The organism is Rossellomorea sp. LjRoot5 (assembly GCF_964253455.1).
Lineage (GTDB): Bacteria > Bacillota > Bacilli > Bacillales > Bacillaceae_B > Rossellomorea.
In genome coordinates this window covers 3529619-3546072 of sequence record NZ_CAXUQN020000001.1, presented here as the reverse complement: position 1 = coordinate 3546072, position 16454 = coordinate 3529619, and the positions used below count along the sequence as shown (strand labels likewise).

The 16454-nt window shown below is 46.2% G+C and carries 21 protein-coding genes; 17 read left to right on the top strand and 4 right to left on the bottom strand.

Features of this window, described 5'->3' with window-relative positions; all coding sequences use genetic code 11:
• Positions 1-159 precede the first annotated feature (159 nt).
• Positions 160-867, top strand: a complete 708-nt coding sequence (locus tag ACSQ2E_RS18175; protein ID WP_435992835.1) for a winged helix-turn-helix domain-containing protein — start codon at positions 160-162, stop codon at positions 865-867.
• A complete protein-coding gene (locus ACSQ2E_RS18170; RefSeq protein ID WP_435992833.1) occupies positions 857-2260 on the top strand; it encodes a sensor histidine kinase in 1404 nt (467 codons plus the stop codon). Before ACSQ2E_RS18175 ends, ACSQ2E_RS18170 begins: the two co-directional genes overlap by 11 nt.
• 77 nt (positions 2261-2337) lie before the next feature.
• Here ACSQ2E_RS18170 and ACSQ2E_RS18165 read toward each other — a convergent pair whose 3' ends face one another.
• Both ACSQ2E_RS18165 and ACSQ2E_RS18160 read right to left on the bottom strand, forming a co-directional pair.
• Complete coding sequence (locus ACSQ2E_RS18165) at positions 2338-2538, bottom strand: hypothetical protein (RefSeq protein ID WP_435992831.1); 201 nt, start codon at positions 2536-2538, stop codon at positions 2338-2340.
• A 54-nt stretch (positions 2539-2592) separates the two neighbouring features.
• Positions 2593-3306, bottom strand: a complete 714-nt coding sequence (locus ACSQ2E_RS18160; protein WP_435992829.1) for a DUF421 domain-containing protein — start codon at positions 3304-3306, stop codon at positions 2593-2595.
• A 182-nt stretch (positions 3307-3488) separates the two neighbouring features.
• Here ACSQ2E_RS18160 and ACSQ2E_RS18155 point away from each other — a divergent pair, with 182 nt between their 5' ends.
• The 6 genes from ACSQ2E_RS18155 to ACSQ2E_RS18130 all read left to right on the top strand — a co-directional run bounded on the left by ACSQ2E_RS18155 (position 3489) and on the right by ACSQ2E_RS18130 (position 8272).
• A complete protein-coding gene (locus ACSQ2E_RS18155; protein WP_435992827.1) occupies positions 3489-4811 on the top strand; it encodes an ATP-binding protein in 1323 nt (440 codons plus the stop codon).
• Between the two features lie 186 nt (positions 4812-4997).
• Entirely contained in the window at positions 4998-5210 is a 213-nt protein-coding gene (locus ACSQ2E_RS18150) for a hypothetical protein (protein WP_435992825.1), read from the top strand.
• Positions 5211-5266: 56 nt separating this feature from the next.
• Positions 5267-5431, top strand: coding sequence for a hypothetical protein (locus ACSQ2E_RS18145; RefSeq protein WP_435992823.1), 165 nt, complete (start codon positions 5267-5269; stop codon positions 5429-5431).
• A gap of 190 nt (positions 5432-5621) precedes the next feature.
• Positions 5622-6011 carry a VOC family protein gene (locus ACSQ2E_RS18140; protein WP_435992821.1) on the top strand — a complete coding sequence of 130 codons (390 nt, stop codon included), beginning with the start codon at positions 5622-5624 and terminating at the stop codon, positions 6009-6011.
• Positions 6012-6242: 231 nt separating this feature from the next.
• Positions 6243-7436 carry an MFS transporter gene (locus ACSQ2E_RS18135; protein WP_435994638.1) on the top strand — a complete coding sequence of 398 codons (1194 nt, stop codon included), beginning with the start codon at positions 6243-6245 and terminating at the stop codon, positions 7434-7436.
• A complete protein-coding gene (locus ACSQ2E_RS18130) occupies positions 7433-8272 on the top strand; it encodes an MBL fold metallo-hydrolase (RefSeq protein ID WP_435992819.1) in 840 nt (279 codons plus the stop codon). Before ACSQ2E_RS18135 ends, ACSQ2E_RS18130 begins: the two co-directional genes overlap by 4 nt.
• Positions 8273-8383: 111 nt before the next feature.
• Here the strand turns inward: ACSQ2E_RS18130 and ACSQ2E_RS18125 are convergent, their stop codons facing one another.
• Entirely contained in the window at positions 8384-8899 is a 516-nt protein-coding gene (locus tag ACSQ2E_RS18125; protein WP_435994636.1) for a DUF3231 family protein, read from the bottom strand.
• A gap of 168 nt (positions 8900-9067) precedes the next feature.
• Positions 9068-9772 (bottom strand): YetF domain-containing protein, encoded by a 705-nt coding sequence (locus ACSQ2E_RS18120; protein ID WP_435992817.1) that lies wholly within the window; start codon positions 9770-9772, stop codon positions 9068-9070.
• Between the two features lie 157 nt (positions 9773-9929).
• On the opposite strand from ACSQ2E_RS18120, the gene ACSQ2E_RS18115 reads away from it, so the two are divergent.
• The 9 genes from ACSQ2E_RS18115 (at position 9930) to ACSQ2E_RS18075 (ending at position 16426) form a co-directional block, all read left to right on the top strand.
• Positions 9930-10157, top strand: a complete 228-nt coding sequence (locus ACSQ2E_RS18115) for a spore coat associated protein CotJA (RefSeq protein ID WP_435992815.1) — start codon at positions 9930-9932, stop codon at positions 10155-10157.
• Positions 10157-10417 (top strand): spore coat protein CotJB, encoded by a 261-nt coding sequence (locus ACSQ2E_RS18110; RefSeq protein WP_098441517.1) that lies wholly within the window; start codon positions 10157-10159, stop codon positions 10415-10417. The genes ACSQ2E_RS18115 and ACSQ2E_RS18110 overlap by 1 nt, the downstream gene beginning before the upstream one ends.
• A 27-nt stretch (positions 10418-10444) precedes the next feature.
• On the top strand, positions 10445-11014 hold the full coding sequence (locus ACSQ2E_RS18105) for a manganese catalase family protein (protein WP_201712882.1): 570 nt from the start codon (positions 10445-10447) through the stop codon (positions 11012-11014).
• A 171-nt stretch (positions 11015-11185) separates the two neighbouring features.
• A complete protein-coding gene (locus tag ACSQ2E_RS18100) occupies positions 11186-12052 on the top strand; it encodes an ABC transporter permease subunit (protein WP_435992812.1) in 867 nt (288 codons plus the stop codon).
• Positions 12049-13059 (top strand): ABC transporter permease, encoded by a 1011-nt coding sequence (locus ACSQ2E_RS18095; RefSeq protein WP_435992810.1) that lies wholly within the window; start codon positions 12049-12051, stop codon positions 13057-13059. Before ACSQ2E_RS18100 ends, ACSQ2E_RS18095 begins: the two co-directional genes overlap by 4 nt.
• Before the next feature lie 85 nt (positions 13060-13144).
• Entirely contained in the window at positions 13145-14083 is a 939-nt protein-coding gene (locus ACSQ2E_RS18090) for an alpha/beta hydrolase family protein (RefSeq protein WP_435992808.1), read from the top strand.
• Positions 14084-14203: 120 nt separating this feature from the next.
• Positions 14204-14611: a YbaN family protein gene (locus ACSQ2E_RS18085; protein ID WP_435992806.1), complete on the top strand. Its 408-nt coding sequence runs from the start codon at positions 14204-14206 to the stop codon at positions 14609-14611.
• 608 nt (positions 14612-15219) lie between these two features.
• Positions 15220-15795: a sigma-70 family RNA polymerase sigma factor gene (locus ACSQ2E_RS18080; protein ID WP_435992804.1), complete on the top strand. Its 576-nt coding sequence runs from the start codon at positions 15220-15222 to the stop codon at positions 15793-15795.
• Complete coding sequence (locus ACSQ2E_RS18075) at positions 15788-16426, top strand: hypothetical protein (protein WP_435992802.1); 639 nt, start codon at positions 15788-15790, stop codon at positions 16424-16426. Before ACSQ2E_RS18080 ends, ACSQ2E_RS18075 begins: the two co-directional genes overlap by 8 nt.
• Positions 16427-16454 lie beyond the last annotated feature (28 nt).

Sequence of the window (16454 nt, the reverse complement as noted above, 5' to 3'; positions counted from 1 at the left end):
ATCATTATAAAGAAGGAAATCCCCGCTTACATTGCGGGGGTTTTTGTATGAAGGGAAATACATAGAACGAATCGGGTAAAACGACTATACTTTAGGTAGAGAGAGGTGGCCAAGGGACCTGTCCCCGCGGCTCACCTGATTCAAAAAGGAGCGATGGTCATGAACGTGTTGGTCGTAGAAGACAATCAAAGCGTCACAAGCATGCTTGAGATGTTTTTTTCTAAAGAAGATATAAAGGGTGAGTTTGTCCATGACGGCGCTGAGGGGTACCGTCGTTATCAGGAAGGCGAGTGGGATCTTGTCATCCTCGATTGGATGCTTCCAGGGATGGACGGGGTGACGATTTGCCGGAAGATCAGGGAGGAAGGATCACAGGTTCCGGTCATCATGCTGACGGCGAAGGACAGTGAGTCCGATCAGGTGCTCGGTCTTGAACTCGGGGCCGATGATTATGTGACAAAGCCTTTTTCACCCCTTGCCCTGATGGCGAGGATCCGGGCGGTGACCCGGCGTTATCAAGGTCAAGGGGAGAAAAATAGTACAGGAACTCAGGATGTCGACACGTCCGACTTCCGGATCAGCAAGGAAACCCGTGAAGTTTTCCTGAAAGGCGTTCCTCTTACCAATCTGACGCCGAAAGAGTTTGAACTTCTCTATTATCTTTCAAAGCATCCGCGGCAGGTGTTCTCGAGGGAACAGCTTCTCGAGCGGGTGTGGGGCTATGATTTTTACGGGGACGAGCGGACGGTGGATGTACATATCAAGCGGCTCCGCAATAAGATCGGCAGCAAGGACAAGCCGTATCTTCATACGGTGTGGGGCGTAGGATATAAATTCGATGAGGCGGCGGCCGGGGATGAAGTTTAGGTATCTGTATCAGCTGCTCCTCAGTCATACGAGCGTCCTCATCATCGCCTTCATGATCCTCGGCCTCCTGTTTTCCCATTATGTCGAAAACCTGGTGTATGAAAATAAGGTCACGGAGCTGCGGACGTATGGGGATAAAATTTTATCAGACCTTGAAAGGCCAAGTCCGAGACGTCCCCTTTATTTGGATGAATACAGTAACCTGCTGCATGCCCGGAATATTGAGGTGATCACATTCAATCGTCAGGGGGAAGTATCCTTTTCAAGTGGCGGGGTGTATCCGCGGATCGAGCTTTCGAAAGAAGAGTGGCAGAAAATCGAGAGCGGTGAAACCGTTCCGTTGAAAAAAGATTTCGGACGCTTTGATCAAGCGGTTTCACTCGTCATCATGCCCCGGGTGGTCAATGAGCAGCTAACGGGCGGACTGATCCTGATTTCCCCGATCAGCGGTTCGAGGGAAATGCTGAGTGAGATCAATCATTACCTGCTGTATATCGTGTTGTTGGCGCTTGCCATTTCTGTGCTTGTCAGCTTGTTCTTATCAAAGCTCCACGTGAAACGGATTCAGCGGATGAGGGATGCCACGTCTAAGGTATCGTCGGGAGATTATGATGTTCATGTCCCGAGCTCGAACTTCGATGAAATCGGTGACCTTGCAGAAGATTTCAATCGAATGGTGGTGAAACTCAGGGCATCGAAAGAAGAAATCGACGCTTTGGAAAACCGGAGACGGCAGTTCATGGCCGATGTGTCCCACGAACTTAGAACACCGCTGACGACGATCAGGGGTGTCATCGAAGGGATCCGGAACGACATGATCCCCGAGGGACAGAAAGAGAAAAGCTTCGGTCTTGTCAGTCAGGAAACGAAGCGGCTCATCCGCCTCGTGAACGAGAATCTGGATTATGAAAAAATCCGTTCCAATCAGGTGGTTCTCTCGAAAGTGACCCTGCCGTTACTCGATCATTTCGAAGTCATCAAGGACCAGCTCGACCTGCAGGCAGAGGAAAAAGGAAACTCCATCACGGTTCTGGCAGACGAAGATGCAGTGGTGCATGCCGACTACGACCGTCTCGTCCAAATCCTGATCAACATCACAAAAAACAGCATCCAGTTCACCACGGGAGGAACGATCACGATGAAGGGATCCTCTTCCGAAAACGAATCGGTCATTGAAATCGAAGACAACGGAATCGGCATGGACCCTGAGGAAATCAAGTCCATTTGGCGCCGTTTTTATAAAGCGGACCTGTCCCGCACGAATAATCCATACGGTGAATTCGGCATCGGACTCTCCATCGTGAAGCAATTGGTCCTTATGCATGAAGGATCGATTGATGTGCTCAGTGAGAAGGGGGAGGGGACGAGGTTTGTGATCCGGCTGCCGCTTTGACGGGTTGTTAAACCACGGGGACAGGCACCTTGGCCTTAATGAGACGAGGCATCTGTCCCCGTTTATTCATCAGCCCACTACGGCTTAATCCCAAGGTATCTTTCTATATGCTCGACCCTTTCAAGCAGTCGCTGTACTTTTCGATTCAACTGGGAATAGTGTGCTTCGATCATATGCACATGGGTATCATACCCTCCTGTATATTGTCTGTGATAAGGATGGTACCTGGGGTCAGGCGGATAGACAACATGATTCCCCGGTGTTCGGTACTGGAACATACGGTCACTCTCCCATTTAATTGGTATATTCGGACGTTGAGATACTATATGCCTTCATCTGTCCATTCGTTCACTGTCGCCCGGGAGATGATCTTTAAAAAGGTCGATGAACAAGGTGCCATTGCTGTTGATCACGGCATAATAGATGTCTTCCAATGTGATTCCTCTCTTGTTCGCTTCAATTTCCAGCCATTGTAATGAGTAGGGAGGAATCAGGTTTTTCGAAATGACCTTGCCCTCCATGACCAACTCAATGGGAATGGAAGCAGAGGGGGAAGGGTCCATATTCATGTCTGTCTTTGTGAGGGGCAGGAAACGATTTTTCTTTTTGATGGACAGTACTCCGCTCACTTCCAACAGGGCATATTCCACTTCGTTTATGTCAAACACACCAAGTTCCCGGAGGTGCTGATTCAAGTCATCCATCGTGAACTTTAGTTTTTTCATATTCTCATCCAAAATTTTTCCCTCTTCCATAAGAACCGTGGGACGCCCTGATAACCATCGTCTGAATAGCCGTTTTTTCGAAGACAGTATCAGAAATAGATAAAATAATAAGACCAGCACTATAAAAGAAATGAAGATATTTAAAAAATCGATGTTCGTATCAAATCCCATATTGGCAATGCAGGAACCCACCGTGATCGACAGGGCAAAGCTGTAATGATTTTTGTGTGAATTGATATGTTTACCAATAGCTAACGTGACAATGACCAATAATAGAAAACTGATCATCGTTCTTGCGACAGCGATTAAAACTCCATCCATAGGGTATCTCCTTATTCAAAGTATTCATTCCCATTATGGACAAAGGATGGAGAAAGAAGACGAGCATGCAAAATCCTGTCCAATAAAAATAAAACACAATCTGTTCATTTCAGTTATAATAGAATGTAAAGTTTGATTTTTTTTAATCTTTTAAAATTACTGAAAGTAGGGAAGCAATACCGATGAATCACTTTGAGTTATTGACCGGTCTCCTTCTTAACCTCCTTGCCATATTGATCATCATTTTACTGATAAGCTTTCATTACCTTTCCCGAAATAAAGTACATAAACTTCACATTAAGCCGCTATCGATCTATTTGGCCAGTTCGCTTCTTCTGTTACTCAGCCTTGCGTTAAGTGTTCGATTGGAAGATGGATTTGTGTATGATCTGCGGTTCATTCCGTTTCTGCTCGGGGGAATCTATGGAGGGAACCGGGTCCTGCCCTGGCTTGCTGTTACCATGATCGCGGTCCGTGCCCCGATGATGGGTCCTGGATTGTGGGTGACCGTGGTCATGGCGGTTCTCTTTACGCTATTGATCCTGTATATGCGTCCGAGGTGGGAGGGGAAAACCTGGATGACGAGGGTGTACTGGTATACGCTCTTTGCGTTCGGGTACTCGGTCTTTTCATTATGGATCCCGTCCCTGATCTTTCACTTCACGTATGACAACTCGTTCTTGATTTATTCGGCTGTCCTCAGTGGATCGACGTTCTTCGTCTTTTATCTGTGTGAAATCATCCGGACGATCTATATTCTTCAGCTGGAAGCGATCAAATACGAGAAGATGCAGGTGGTCAGTCACCTGGCAGCGAGCATGAGTCATGAAGTGCGGAATCCGCTTACGACTGTGAAGGGATTCCTTCAGCTGATCAATGAAGATCCAACCAACGTCAGCACGAATCGTGAGCTGTCGAAGGTCGCCGTCAGGGAGATCGACCGGGCGACAGAGGTGATCAATCAATACTTGGACTTTGCCCGGCCTCACCCGGAGCTTGAGATAGAAGTGGAGATCCGGGATGAGATGAACCGATCCAAGGAAATCATTATGCCCCTGGCGGTGAAAAAAGGAATCATCCTGAAGGTGAACATTTTACATCATCACTCCATCAAGGGGGATCCCAACAAGCTCCAACAGATTCTCATCAATATCATGAAAAATGGTCTGGAGGCCATGGAAGCCGGGGGAACGCTCCGGGTCTTCAGCTATCAGGAAGGTGAAAAGGTGTTCATCGTCATCAACGATACGGGAGTCGGCATGACGAAAGAACAACTCATGCGCCTCGGCGAACCATACTTCTCCATGAAAGGCAAAAACGGGACAGGCCTCGGCATGATGACCGCCTACCAACTCACAGAAGGCATGAAAGGCACCATCAACGTCCTAAGCAAACCCGGCAAAGGAACCTCCGTCATCCTCTCCTTCCCCATCTACAAAGAAGAAGGAGAAGGCACCCTCCCAAACCCGGCCCACACAACAAAGGTCCGTCCCTCACTGCGATAGGGACGGACCTCTGTTTTTGTTAAAAGGGCGAGGGACGGACCTCTGTTTTTTAGTTGTTTTGAGGGTGAAACCCATTGGAATGGGGATTTCGGGTGGGTTTTCAGAGGTCCGTCCCTCGCGATTTGAAACTTTTTACATGTCCGACCGTATAGATAAGTATGAGTAATCCAGAAAGGAATGGATCCTGTGAATGGAATCTTACTGGTCATCATATTAGGAGCAATCGGTTGTGCCATCGTGGGGACGGTCTTTCTTGTGAATAAAGCACTGTCTCACTACATGCACAACCGAAAAGGAATTGATCAGCAGTCAGCGATCGTCACTTGTCCGAATTGCGGGGCGGAGAATGAGCGTCAGATGAATGGGCAGCATTGCAGGGAATGTTATGAAGCGTTTTAGGCAGCGGGTTGAGTCTCTTGAAATGAGGCAAGCGAAAAAGAAAGGAGAGGTCACACATGATTTGGTTATTCATACTGGGTCCGATCATTTTCGTTTCAGGCATAGCGATTTACTTGGAGAAAAAGTCAGGGATGACACCTCCTGATCTGACAGAACACGCGATGAAAATCGATGAAGCGGATAAGAATGCCAATATGCACAAGAATTCGGGAGGATCCTGAAGAATGGTCAGCGGCAACGCGCCCCGGCTAAAGATAACGTTAAGGGACGGACCTCAATTTTGTGCCCTTTTTACGGGTGAAATCCATTAAAATCCGCCTTTTCATTTAAATTAAAGAGGTCCGTCCCTCTCGCCGAACGGCCGCTTCTTCTGTAGAATAAAAGAAAGACAAGTTGAAGGAAGTGAGCCGATTGATTAAGTACGAATGTCTTCATCATGTAAGTTTGAATGTGACGGATCTTGAGAAAGCGAAGGAGTTTTACGGAAAGACCCTATGCTTAAAGGAAATCCCACGTCCGGATTTCGATTTTCCCGGAGCCTGGTATGATATTGAGGGCCAGCAGCTTCACTTGATCGCGGACGCGTCTTCCCAGACGATCCGGGAAGACAAACATCTATCCAGCCGGGAAGGTCACTTTGCCCTCAGAGTGGAAAACTACCATGATACGCTTCGATGGTTAAAGGAAAATTGCGTGGAGGTTCTCGAGAAACCCCATTCTAAAAGCGGTTTTGCCCAGATCTTCTGTGCAGATCCGGATGGGAATCTGATTGAATTAAATGTGGATCAAAAAGAGTTGTAGATGAAATCAACAGGAGCATACCCCTAAATAAAGGGGGTCTCTTGTTGGTTTCTTTTTTTGTGCCATGATTCTAATCATCCAATTACCTTTCATATTTGCCAATCGTTTCAGTGAATGTTCTTCCCCCCTTTTTCAAATACTGAATAAATAGCAGATCAATCCAAAAGGGTGGTTTAGTTGAAAGAACAATGCAATAGCACGACGAAGATTAGTAATTGGTGTGTGGTGAGCATGGCATCGATTCCTTTGGTCATGACCTTGGGGAACTCCATGCTGATTCCTGTACTGCCGATTTTTGAAAAAGAGGTGGGGATCACTTCTTTTCAGACCAGTATGATTATTACAAGTTATTCGATTGCGTCGATCTTTCTGATTCCAGTGGCTGGATATTTGTCGGATCGCTTCGGCAGGAAGGTGGTCATTTTGCCGAGTTTGCTGATTGCGTTAATTGGCGGATTGGTTGCAGGGTATGCCTCCTGGAAAATGGATGATCCCTTTACCTGGATCATTATCGGCCGTGTTCTCCAGGGAATCGGGGCAGCCGGGGCGGCTCCGATCATCTTGCCCCTGGTCGGCGATTTGTATAAGGATGACGATGAAAAGACGAGTTCCTGTCTTGGGTTGATCGAGACATCCAACACATTCGGCAAGGTGCTGAGTCCCATATTGGGGGCTTTGTTTGCTGCGTATTTATGGTATCTTCCGTTCTTCTCTATTTCTGTATTCAGTCTCATTTCGATTGTCCTTGTCCTCTTTTTCATTAAAGTTCCTAAGAAGAAGGAAGAACCCGTTGCCATTTCAGCCTTCATCCAGAGTACGAAGAAGATCTTCAAACAGGAGGGAAAATGGATTTTTACTGTCTTTCTTGTCGGGATCTACATTATGCTCGTCCTGTTTGCGGTCTTGTTTTTCCTATCGGATTCATTGGAGAAAACCCATGGACTGTATGGGGTGAAAAAAGGCTTTGTGCTCGCCATTCCGTTACTGGCCCTTTGCATTTCTTCCTTTATTACAGGCAGGAAGATCAAGGGTGAGCTGAAGGTCATGAAGGTAATCATGACGGTGAGTTTGATTCTGATGAGCATCAGTGTCGCCTTGATAGGATTTGTCGATCAGCGACTGGTTCTGCTCCTCGCAGTCACAAGCTTCCTCGGCCTCTCGATTGGAGCTCTCCTGCCGACGATGGACGCGTTGATCACCGAAAACATCGAGAAAGAACAAAGGGGGACGATTTCCTCTTTCTATAGTTCATCCAGGTTCATCGGGGTGGCTGCCGGTCCGCCGTTGATGGCGGTATTGATGAAATCCCTCCTGAATGTAAGTCTCATTGGAGCGGGAGTCCTTGGTATTCTGATGTTTCTGCTTGTGTTGATTTTTATTAAGCCTGAAAAGTCTGATTCAACGGCAAAAGGAGGTAAAAAATGAGACCTTTAGATAGCGATTTTTCCGATTCCCATCTCCCTTTCTACAGTGTAAACAGTGGGAAAGGGAAGGAAGTGCGCAATGACCTGTATTATTGGACCAATCAGATCGTCAATGTCTGTTTCTACGGGACTCCGGGAAGCAGGGAATGGGTGCTGATTGATTGTGGGATGCCTCATTCAAAGGAGAAGATCATGGAGGCGGCAGAAGAACGTTTCGGACATTCCGGTAAACCCCTGGCGATTTTGCTCACACATGGACATTTCGATCATGTCGGTTCACTGGAGCCGCTTCTGGAGGAATGGGATGTGCCCGTGTATGCACATGAATTAGAAATCCCTTACCTTAACGGAAAAAAGGATTATCCAAAAGGAGACCCAACGGTGGATGGGGGATTGGTGAGCGAATTGTCCCCACTATATCCACATCACGGCATCGATGTTTCTGACAGACTTCACGTGCTACCGGCAAATGGTGAGGTCCCCTTTATGACTGGGTGGAAATGGGTCCATACACCAGGTCATACACCGGGACATGTCTCCTTTTACCGTGAGTCCGATGGGACATTGATAGCCGGGGATGCATTTGTCACAGTCAGGCAGGAATCCCTATACAGGGTCATGATACAAAAGAAAGAAATCAGCGGGCCTCCTAAATACTTCACGATGGATTGGGAGGCGGCCAGAGAATCGGTGGTGACCTTATCCCGTCTGAATCCAGAAGCAGCACTCACTGGACATGGAGAAGGGATGGAGGGGGAAGAGCTTTCAGGGGCATTGCGATATTTGGTGGAACACTTTGACGACATTGCTTTACCTGCTGACCGGAACCCGCATTAACCTTTCATTCGAAAAAGGTACTCTCCCCTCGAATTTAAATGTTCATGAGTAATGAAAAAAGATTCTCAGGTTGACTGGATATCAGACCTGAGAATCTCTTTATTTCATAGATTACTCACAATGTTCATTTTTGTTTTTATGAAGCGGGGGAGGAATCAACCATCCCTTTTCTTTATTGAGCTTCAAGACTTTTGCACCCAATTGGGCTTTTTGCATATGGAATTGGCCGAACATCATCGCTACATCTTCACGGATGCTTTGTCCCATGACCGTACTGCAGGCCACTAAGCCTGAAGCGATATTAGCCGACATTCCTGCTGCAATGGATGGATCCGGCATCCGGGCACCAGTCGGGATATCATCCAGGCACGCCTGTGGAGGCTCAGGTGGAGTGGGAGGAAGTCCGATCCCGTTTTCCTTTAACAGTTTCTCTACTTGTTTGATTTCTTCCTGACCGCCTTCGATGCTGTCTTTCAGTAATTTCTTCAGATCATCATCACCGGCATGATTAAGCTGCATTTGATACCCAGCCACAGTGGCCTTAGCCGCCAATAAATAATTCCAAGCTCCAAATACTTCACCGTAATGCAATGGTTCTTCTTGTGGATTTCCACTTAAAATACCCATCATTATCCTCCTGATTGTCATATTTGTGTGCCACCTTTCGAAAACGATTGTACGAGCACAAGGAATATTTTTCTCAAAAAGGCAGGAAAGTATGTATCAGTTGGTGATTCATTTGATTCGTTTTGAATAGATTGCACAACCCGGGAAGTGGTTCACGCTTCTTATGAGTCAGTTTAGGACATCATTGTATCGATCTACTGCAAGCGTCCCGTCTTTTTGAATTTCTGCATAGAACACATCTGTCATGTCAGTGATGCCTTGTGAAGTTAATTGTTTCTTCACCCAGTCTTCATCCACATGAAGCTCGCGCAGGCTGTTCATCACAATTTTCCCATCTTCAATCACGGCTGTCGGTATCGCCACCTGATGAGTGGAACCCGGACTCCTGAAAGCCTGTTGATCACCCTTTGTGAAGGGTTGATGCTTCTCCTTTTTCATGACTGAGAGAGTCCCATCGGTTTCAAAGATGGCATAATCCACTTCCTTGATGGAAAAAACATTCTTCTTTCTCAACAGGACATTCAACGCATCCAGATCCAGCCGCACCTTACTCAGTTCAGCATCCATTACTTCCCCTTTTCGGACGACTACCCGGGGCACACCCTCAACCGCTTTCCGGAATGCTTTCGACTTAAGGTCCACATAGCCCATGAAAACCGTGAAAATGGTCCAACCTGCCAAGGCGATCACTCCATTACGCACACTGATCGTAGAATCGATTGCAAGGGAAGCTCCCAGCGTTCCGATGGCAATAGCTGATACAAAGTTGAAGAAGGTCATTTGGGAAATCTCTTTTCTTCCCATGATGCGGGTAAGGGTAAGCAACAGGAGGAAGGAGAGGATGAGTCTGAAAGAAAGCTCGATGATGGTCATATTTCTGCACCTCTTCTCATATTTTCATGCTACTTTTGTAAGATGTGCAGTTAGAGAATAATTTATTTAAAAAGGACTCCATTTCCATTTACCCGTCATGGGTGAAGAATCTTCTGCATAACAATAGAAAGATATTGCCAAATCAGGAGGGAGTACCTTGCATACGAACTATAAAGTGTATCATCCATACGTTAGTCCCTTTGATCCTTGTCCGCCGATCACGAAGAAGGTGTATTCGACACCGCCTAATCTCTATATGGGATTTCAGCCTGCAAATCTCGAGCAGTTCACCCCACGGGAGGCACTGCGGAACGGGACGCTCTGGAAGGCGTTCTACGATCCTTACTACAGCCCTTATGAACTGAAAGGGGATGGTGACTCCTGATGAAACAGCTTCCGGCTCATTATTACGAGGTGATGGAAGAACTTCAGACCGTTGATTTCGTCATTGTCGAACTGACCTTATACTTAGATACTCATCCTGAAGATTACGAAGCCATCAAACAGTACAACGAATACGTACGGATGAGGAAAAAAATCAAAAAGAAATTCGAAAAGGAATTCGGTCCCTTGACCGGGTTCGGATACAGCTACTCAAACTATCCGTGGGACTGGAAAGACGCCCCATGGCCATGGCAGGTCTAATACGGAATAAAGGAGAGGATAGATGATATGTGGGTTTATGAAAAGAAACTTCAATATCCTGTACGGGTCAGTACATGTAATCCGAAACTGGCTAAATTTCTGATCGAACAATACGGCGGCGCCGATGGAGAACTTGCGGCAGCCCTGAGATATTTGAATCAGCGGTACACGATTCCCGATAAAGTCATCGGCTTATTGACCGACATCGGGACCGAAGAATTCGCCCATTTGGAAATGATCGCCACCATGGTGTATAAACTCGTCAAAGATGCCACACCTCAGCAAATGAAAGACGCGGGTCTCGATGCGAACTATGTAAATCACGACAATGCTATTTTTTACCAAAACGCAGCCGGTGTCCCCTTCACAGCCTCCTATATCCAGGCAAAAGGTGACCCGATCGCAGACCTCTATGAAGATATTGCCGCCGAAGAAAAAGCAAGGGCCACGTATCAATGGATCATCAATATGAGCGATGACCCCGACCTGAATGATGGACTGCGATTTTTGCGGGAACGGGAAATCATCCATTCGCAACGTTTCCGGGAAGCGGTGGAGATATTGAAAGATGAGCGGGATCGGAAGGTGATTTTTTAAATGAGGGAAAATGGTCAGCGGCTACTAGCCCTGACCATTTTTTCTTTATACTGGATTCGGACGTGTATATACCAGCCCTACTATAGTCCGGCAATTGAGGGTTTAATTGACAGAATTTTCAAATCTGGTATATTGGTAATGATTAGCAGGAATCATTACTGGAGGTACAAGATGAAACAACTCAAACAATCCGGCCTTGAAGCCGTTCTTATTATCATTGGAATCATTTTGGTCAGTGCCACATCCGGCCTGTTCAAAACACAAATGCTTTCCCTCGTTACATATGGACAGGAATTAATGGCTGTATGCAGGGAATTAGTCGAGCCTCAACATCTCGTCTATACAAACCCCGTCTCGCATATCGAACGTCCTCTCTTTCCCATCATCCTGAAGGCTTTCATGAGCAGTGCGCGCATCTTTTTCCTGGCAATCGGGTTGGCGTTAACATGTTCAGTCTTACTGATGATCCTCTATTTTTCAGTGGGGAAAAGGATCCGGAAAGGGGTGGAAGCCATATCGTTTTATCTCGCCTCGCTTCCTGATATTTTTGTCATCGGGAGCCTTCAGATGCTTGTGATCTGGTTTTTTAAACAGACCGGCATTCTCGTCGTCGACGTCGCATCACTCGGAGAAAATCAGGTCATCCTGTTCCCGGCGGTCACGCTCTCGATCCTGCCAACGTTCTTTTTTCTGGGATCGATGGTGTCTTTTTTGAAAGAAGAAGAGGGACTTCCTTATGTGGAGCTTGCGAAGGGAAAGGGACTCGGCCGATTCCGGATCATGTTCATCCATATGATGCGGAATGTGCTCGTCAGTTTAACCTATCACGGCAAGCAGATCATCTGGATGATGCTGTCGAATCTATTAATCTTGGAATACTTATTCAATGTGTTCGGGGTCACGTCGTTTCTATTTTCCTATAACACGCCTGCGATATTCGCGATTACGTCGATCATGCTATTCGTTCCGCTCTATCTGCTATTAAAATTCATGCAGCTCGTGATCACGAGAAAAATAGGCAGGGAGATGAGTCTATGAGAAAGTGGAATCGGCATCATGTCACCATTAGCATCTGTTTACTGTTCATCGTCGTGCTGGTTGGGTGGAGTATGATTTTTAATCTGTCGGATGGGAAAATACCGAATACATATATCCTTTATGATGATGAAGCCAATATCATCGGGGACGCGCCGTTTCCCCCTTCAGCTGACTTTCCGTTCGGGACGGACCGGGAAGGAGATCACCTGTTTTATAAAGTTTTGGAGGGAGCTCAGTATACCATTGGGGCAGCAATCGGAATCTCCCTTCTCAGTTTCCTCCTTTCCTTCGTCATCGGGGTACTGGGAGGGTTTACGAAATCCCGGGCAAAAAAATGGACGCAATCGATCTTTACGTCCTTTTACTTCATCCCGCAATCGATCATCGCCTACAATATGCTCTACCCCTTGCTATGGGAACCCAGGCAAGGATTTGAGACAAGTTTCACAGAAAGGGTCATTTGGCAGTCCATCGCCCTGGCCGTGATCATGGCTCCGACCACGGCGATTCTCCTATCCAACGAAACACGTCAGATTCTCGACAAAGAGTTCGTGACGTGTGCGCGGGTACTTGGCGGAAGTAAATCCTTCCAGCTCAAGAAGCATGTACTCCCACATCTGAAGCCGCGGCTCTTTATCATTTTTCCAAAAATCATGATCCAGGCGCTTCTCATCATAGCCCACCTCGGATTCTTCGAGCTGTACTTCGGTGGAACCGATGTGTGTTACGGTCCCATGTGCCCGCCGCCGCAGCCTTTCGTCCAGGAATGGGCGAGCATCATGTCCATGAGCTTTGTCGAATTGACCAACGCCTGGTGGATCTTCATGATCCCGATGTTCTTCTTCGCCCTGACGATCCTGTCCTTGACGGGGATTGCGAGGGGACTTGAGAAATTGTTGGAGGAGGATGAGGTGAAGGGTGTTCGTGATATAGATGAGAAGGCTGAGCGGAGAGAGAAAAATCCTTTGGTGGAGAGCGATTTTAGATTGATAGATCGGGAGTTGTAAAATGACCCTGAATATATAAATAGTGTATTAAATCTTCATAGTTTTCTTAATGAAAAACAAACTCACCAGATACAGGGGGAATAAAATGAAGTTCACAAACTCTCTAATCCTATTAATAGTTTGTCTACTACTACTGTCCTCATGTTCCGCTGATAAAGAGAAAACGGTCATAGAAGATAAAACGAATAAGGTCGTTGCATTTGATCCGATACAAGTTGAGGGTCTGAATGCAACCGTGCAGTCGTATAAAATGACCTACATGAGTGAAGGGGAAGAAGCCGTTGCATACGTGACTCTTCCAGAAAAAGAAGGATCCTATCCTGTAAACCTTAGTTTGCACGGCGGTTTTCCAGCTTCAAAAGACTTGTCCCATGTAACGGATATGATGGGGGTGACCTTCGATAAGAATATGCTTCTCTATACCGCGTCCCCGGGCTTGATCAGTCTCGTGCCTTTATACAGAGGATACGGGGAAAGCGATGGAACTGTTCCCGGATTAAATGGGGCCACTCTTGACACGAGTCATGCAATCGATGCCTTAACGGCGTATCTTGAGAAAATTGAGAAGAGAAAGAGCAGTGGAAAAGTGTTTGTATCGGGAACATCGCTTGGCGGGGGAGTCGGACTGAAACTGGCCACGTTCCGGGATGATATTGCCGATGTTGTGGCCGTAAGCCCGTATGTTGGCCTAGACCATGTATATCCTTGGCTGTTGGAGAATCCCGATAAAGACATCGGTTTTCTGGAAATGTTTCAAGAAGCATATGGCGACTATGATCAGAGCTCGGAGCAAACGAAAGAAGAGTCCATCGATGTGGAAAAAATCGATGTCCCTGTCCTGATTGTACAAGGGGACGCAGATAGTCATATTGATTGGCATCCGGTAAAGAACTTCTCTGATCAATTAAAAAAAGAGAATGACAATACAACATTTGAACTCATTCCGGACGGAGATCACGGTCTCATGAATAAGCAGGAAGAGTTGAATGGGATTAATTCGGCATGGTTTAAGGAACAGTTTTGATGGTGGGCATGACGGCAACAGGTGATGGATTAACAATAATCTCCTAACCCGCCACACCCGACTTTCTGCTATATTTATAGTACAATGAAGGAAAACGGTTGAGGGTAGGGGAGATGAGTCATGACATTGAAAAAAATGAAAAGCATCCTGTTCATGCTGCTCGGGTTCATAGCCTTGGTGTGCGGGGTTGCCGGCACAGTCCTGCCCGTCCTGCCAGGTGGACCGTTTTATCTGCTGGCGGTTTATTTTTTCTCCAAGAGCTCAAAGCGCGTGGATGCCTGGTTTAAAAACACGTATATTTACAAAAAATACGTGGTCTCCTTTCTCGAAAAAAAGGGCATGACCATGAAAGAAAAGATCAGAATCAATCTGATAGCAGACTTCTTTATCCTGCTTTCCGTCCTTTACGTCGACATCCTTGCTGTCCGGATCATCCTCATCGGCCTGGCATTATATAAACATTATTATTTTATAAAGAAGATCAAGACGATTCCGCCGCAGTCGTATCAAGTGGAGGAGAGCCAGTGATTGACAGGCTTTAGTCAAAATGAAAAGATATCAATTAAAACGTGATTTCAGAGGAGTCAGAAAGGGCTCCTGTTTCTATTTGGTCGTTGAATCCGAATATATCGGCATCAAGGAATATGTGGTACGAACCCAGGATTTCTCAAGGAGAATGATCATCTCTGAGCGAGAAATGGAGAAGTATTTTATCAGGATGACATAAAGGGAGGGCCCGTCGAGAAGACGAGGCTTTTTTTGTTGCCGAATAACCTGGCATGATTATGGTCAGAAACGGCATGAAAAGTAGGAATCCCGCTTGATTATTCTGTAGCCCGCTAGATTTATTACATTCCCGCATGATTGTCTTAAAAACCGGCATGATTCATAAGAGAAAGTGACATGACTTGAATATATGAAGTGAGGATGAGCGGTTTTTATGCTGAAAAATAATATATAAGCTCGAAACCTAGATTAGAAGGCTAAATAAAAGAAACAATTGTATGATATGGAATGTTCTGTAATAATGAAAGCGGGCACTGCCCGGTGAAAGCCTGACCGAGGAGACTCGACAGGTTTTTATTTTTTGGGTAAAAATGTAAATAATAAAACTTTTATCATTTGAGCTGCGTCTAATGAATGATACATACAAAGCAGGTGAATTTTCTAAAATGGAAGAGCGGACGAAATACGAGAAAGACCGACTCCTTGAGGAAGCCATGACTGATTACGGGAATGATGTCTATTATGTTGTGTATTCCTATGTAAAAGAGCATAGCCTGGCCGAGGATCTGACACAGGAGATCTTCATCAAGTTTTATCAAAAAATGGATACGTTCAGGGAAGATTCCTCCCTCAAGACTTGGATCATCTCTGTTGCCATTAACCACTGCAAGGATTATTTAAGGAGATGGGATACGAGGATGGTCAGTATCTCCAATAAGATCAACGATTTGGTGAAAGGGAAGATGGGGGCACCGGAACAGACCGTGATCAAAAATGAGCAGAATTCAGAGTTGATCCAAAGCGTCCTGGCCCTGCCCCTCAAATATCGGGAAGTCATTTTTCTTTATTATTTTGAGGAAATGAAGTTAGCCGAGATCGGAGCGAGTCTCGACATCAATACGAATACGGTGAAGACCCGTCTGACAAGGGGCAAGGCGCTGCTCGGTTCCACGATTAAACGCAGGGAGGTGTATAAGAATGGATGAACTGAAATCTTTGCGTGGATTGATGAAAGAAGAAACGTTCAAAGGCCGGGGTTTCACCAATGAGATGAGAGAGAATATCCTGAATGAAGTCCATTCTAAACCATCCAAGTCGTTTTCTATCTCGAAGAAACCGATTTTTGCCCCAATCCTGTCTGTCCTATTTTTCGCCGCCTGCCTTTCGGTCTTTGTTTACTTCGGAGGAACACAGCTGGGCATCATCGGGAATAATGCGAGCGCCCCGTTATATGAAGCAAGTGATCGTCCGGAATTCCTTGGAAGAGAGTTCAAGTTCATCACCAAGGTGCCGTTCAAGGTGGAAAATGTAAGCACGGAAGAGAAGGAAGGCCCGTTCGGTCATACGCAAATTGTCACTTTGATGGGATCAGAGAAACAGACGATTACGATGTCTTTTCAGCTCCTTGAGCCCGGGACCGATTTGACCTTCTCAGAGGAACCGGTGACAGTCGGTTCTTCTAAAGGAAGCTATTCTGAAACAGAGGGCCCATTAAAGTCAAACAGGCTGACATGGATAGAGGGTGAGGCTATGTATGAACTGAAATATATGTCGACACGATCCGGCATCACTCTCACTAAAAACGACATGATCCAGATGGCGGAGTCCTTCCGTTAAGGGAAAAGGATGATGGTTTCCTGCACCA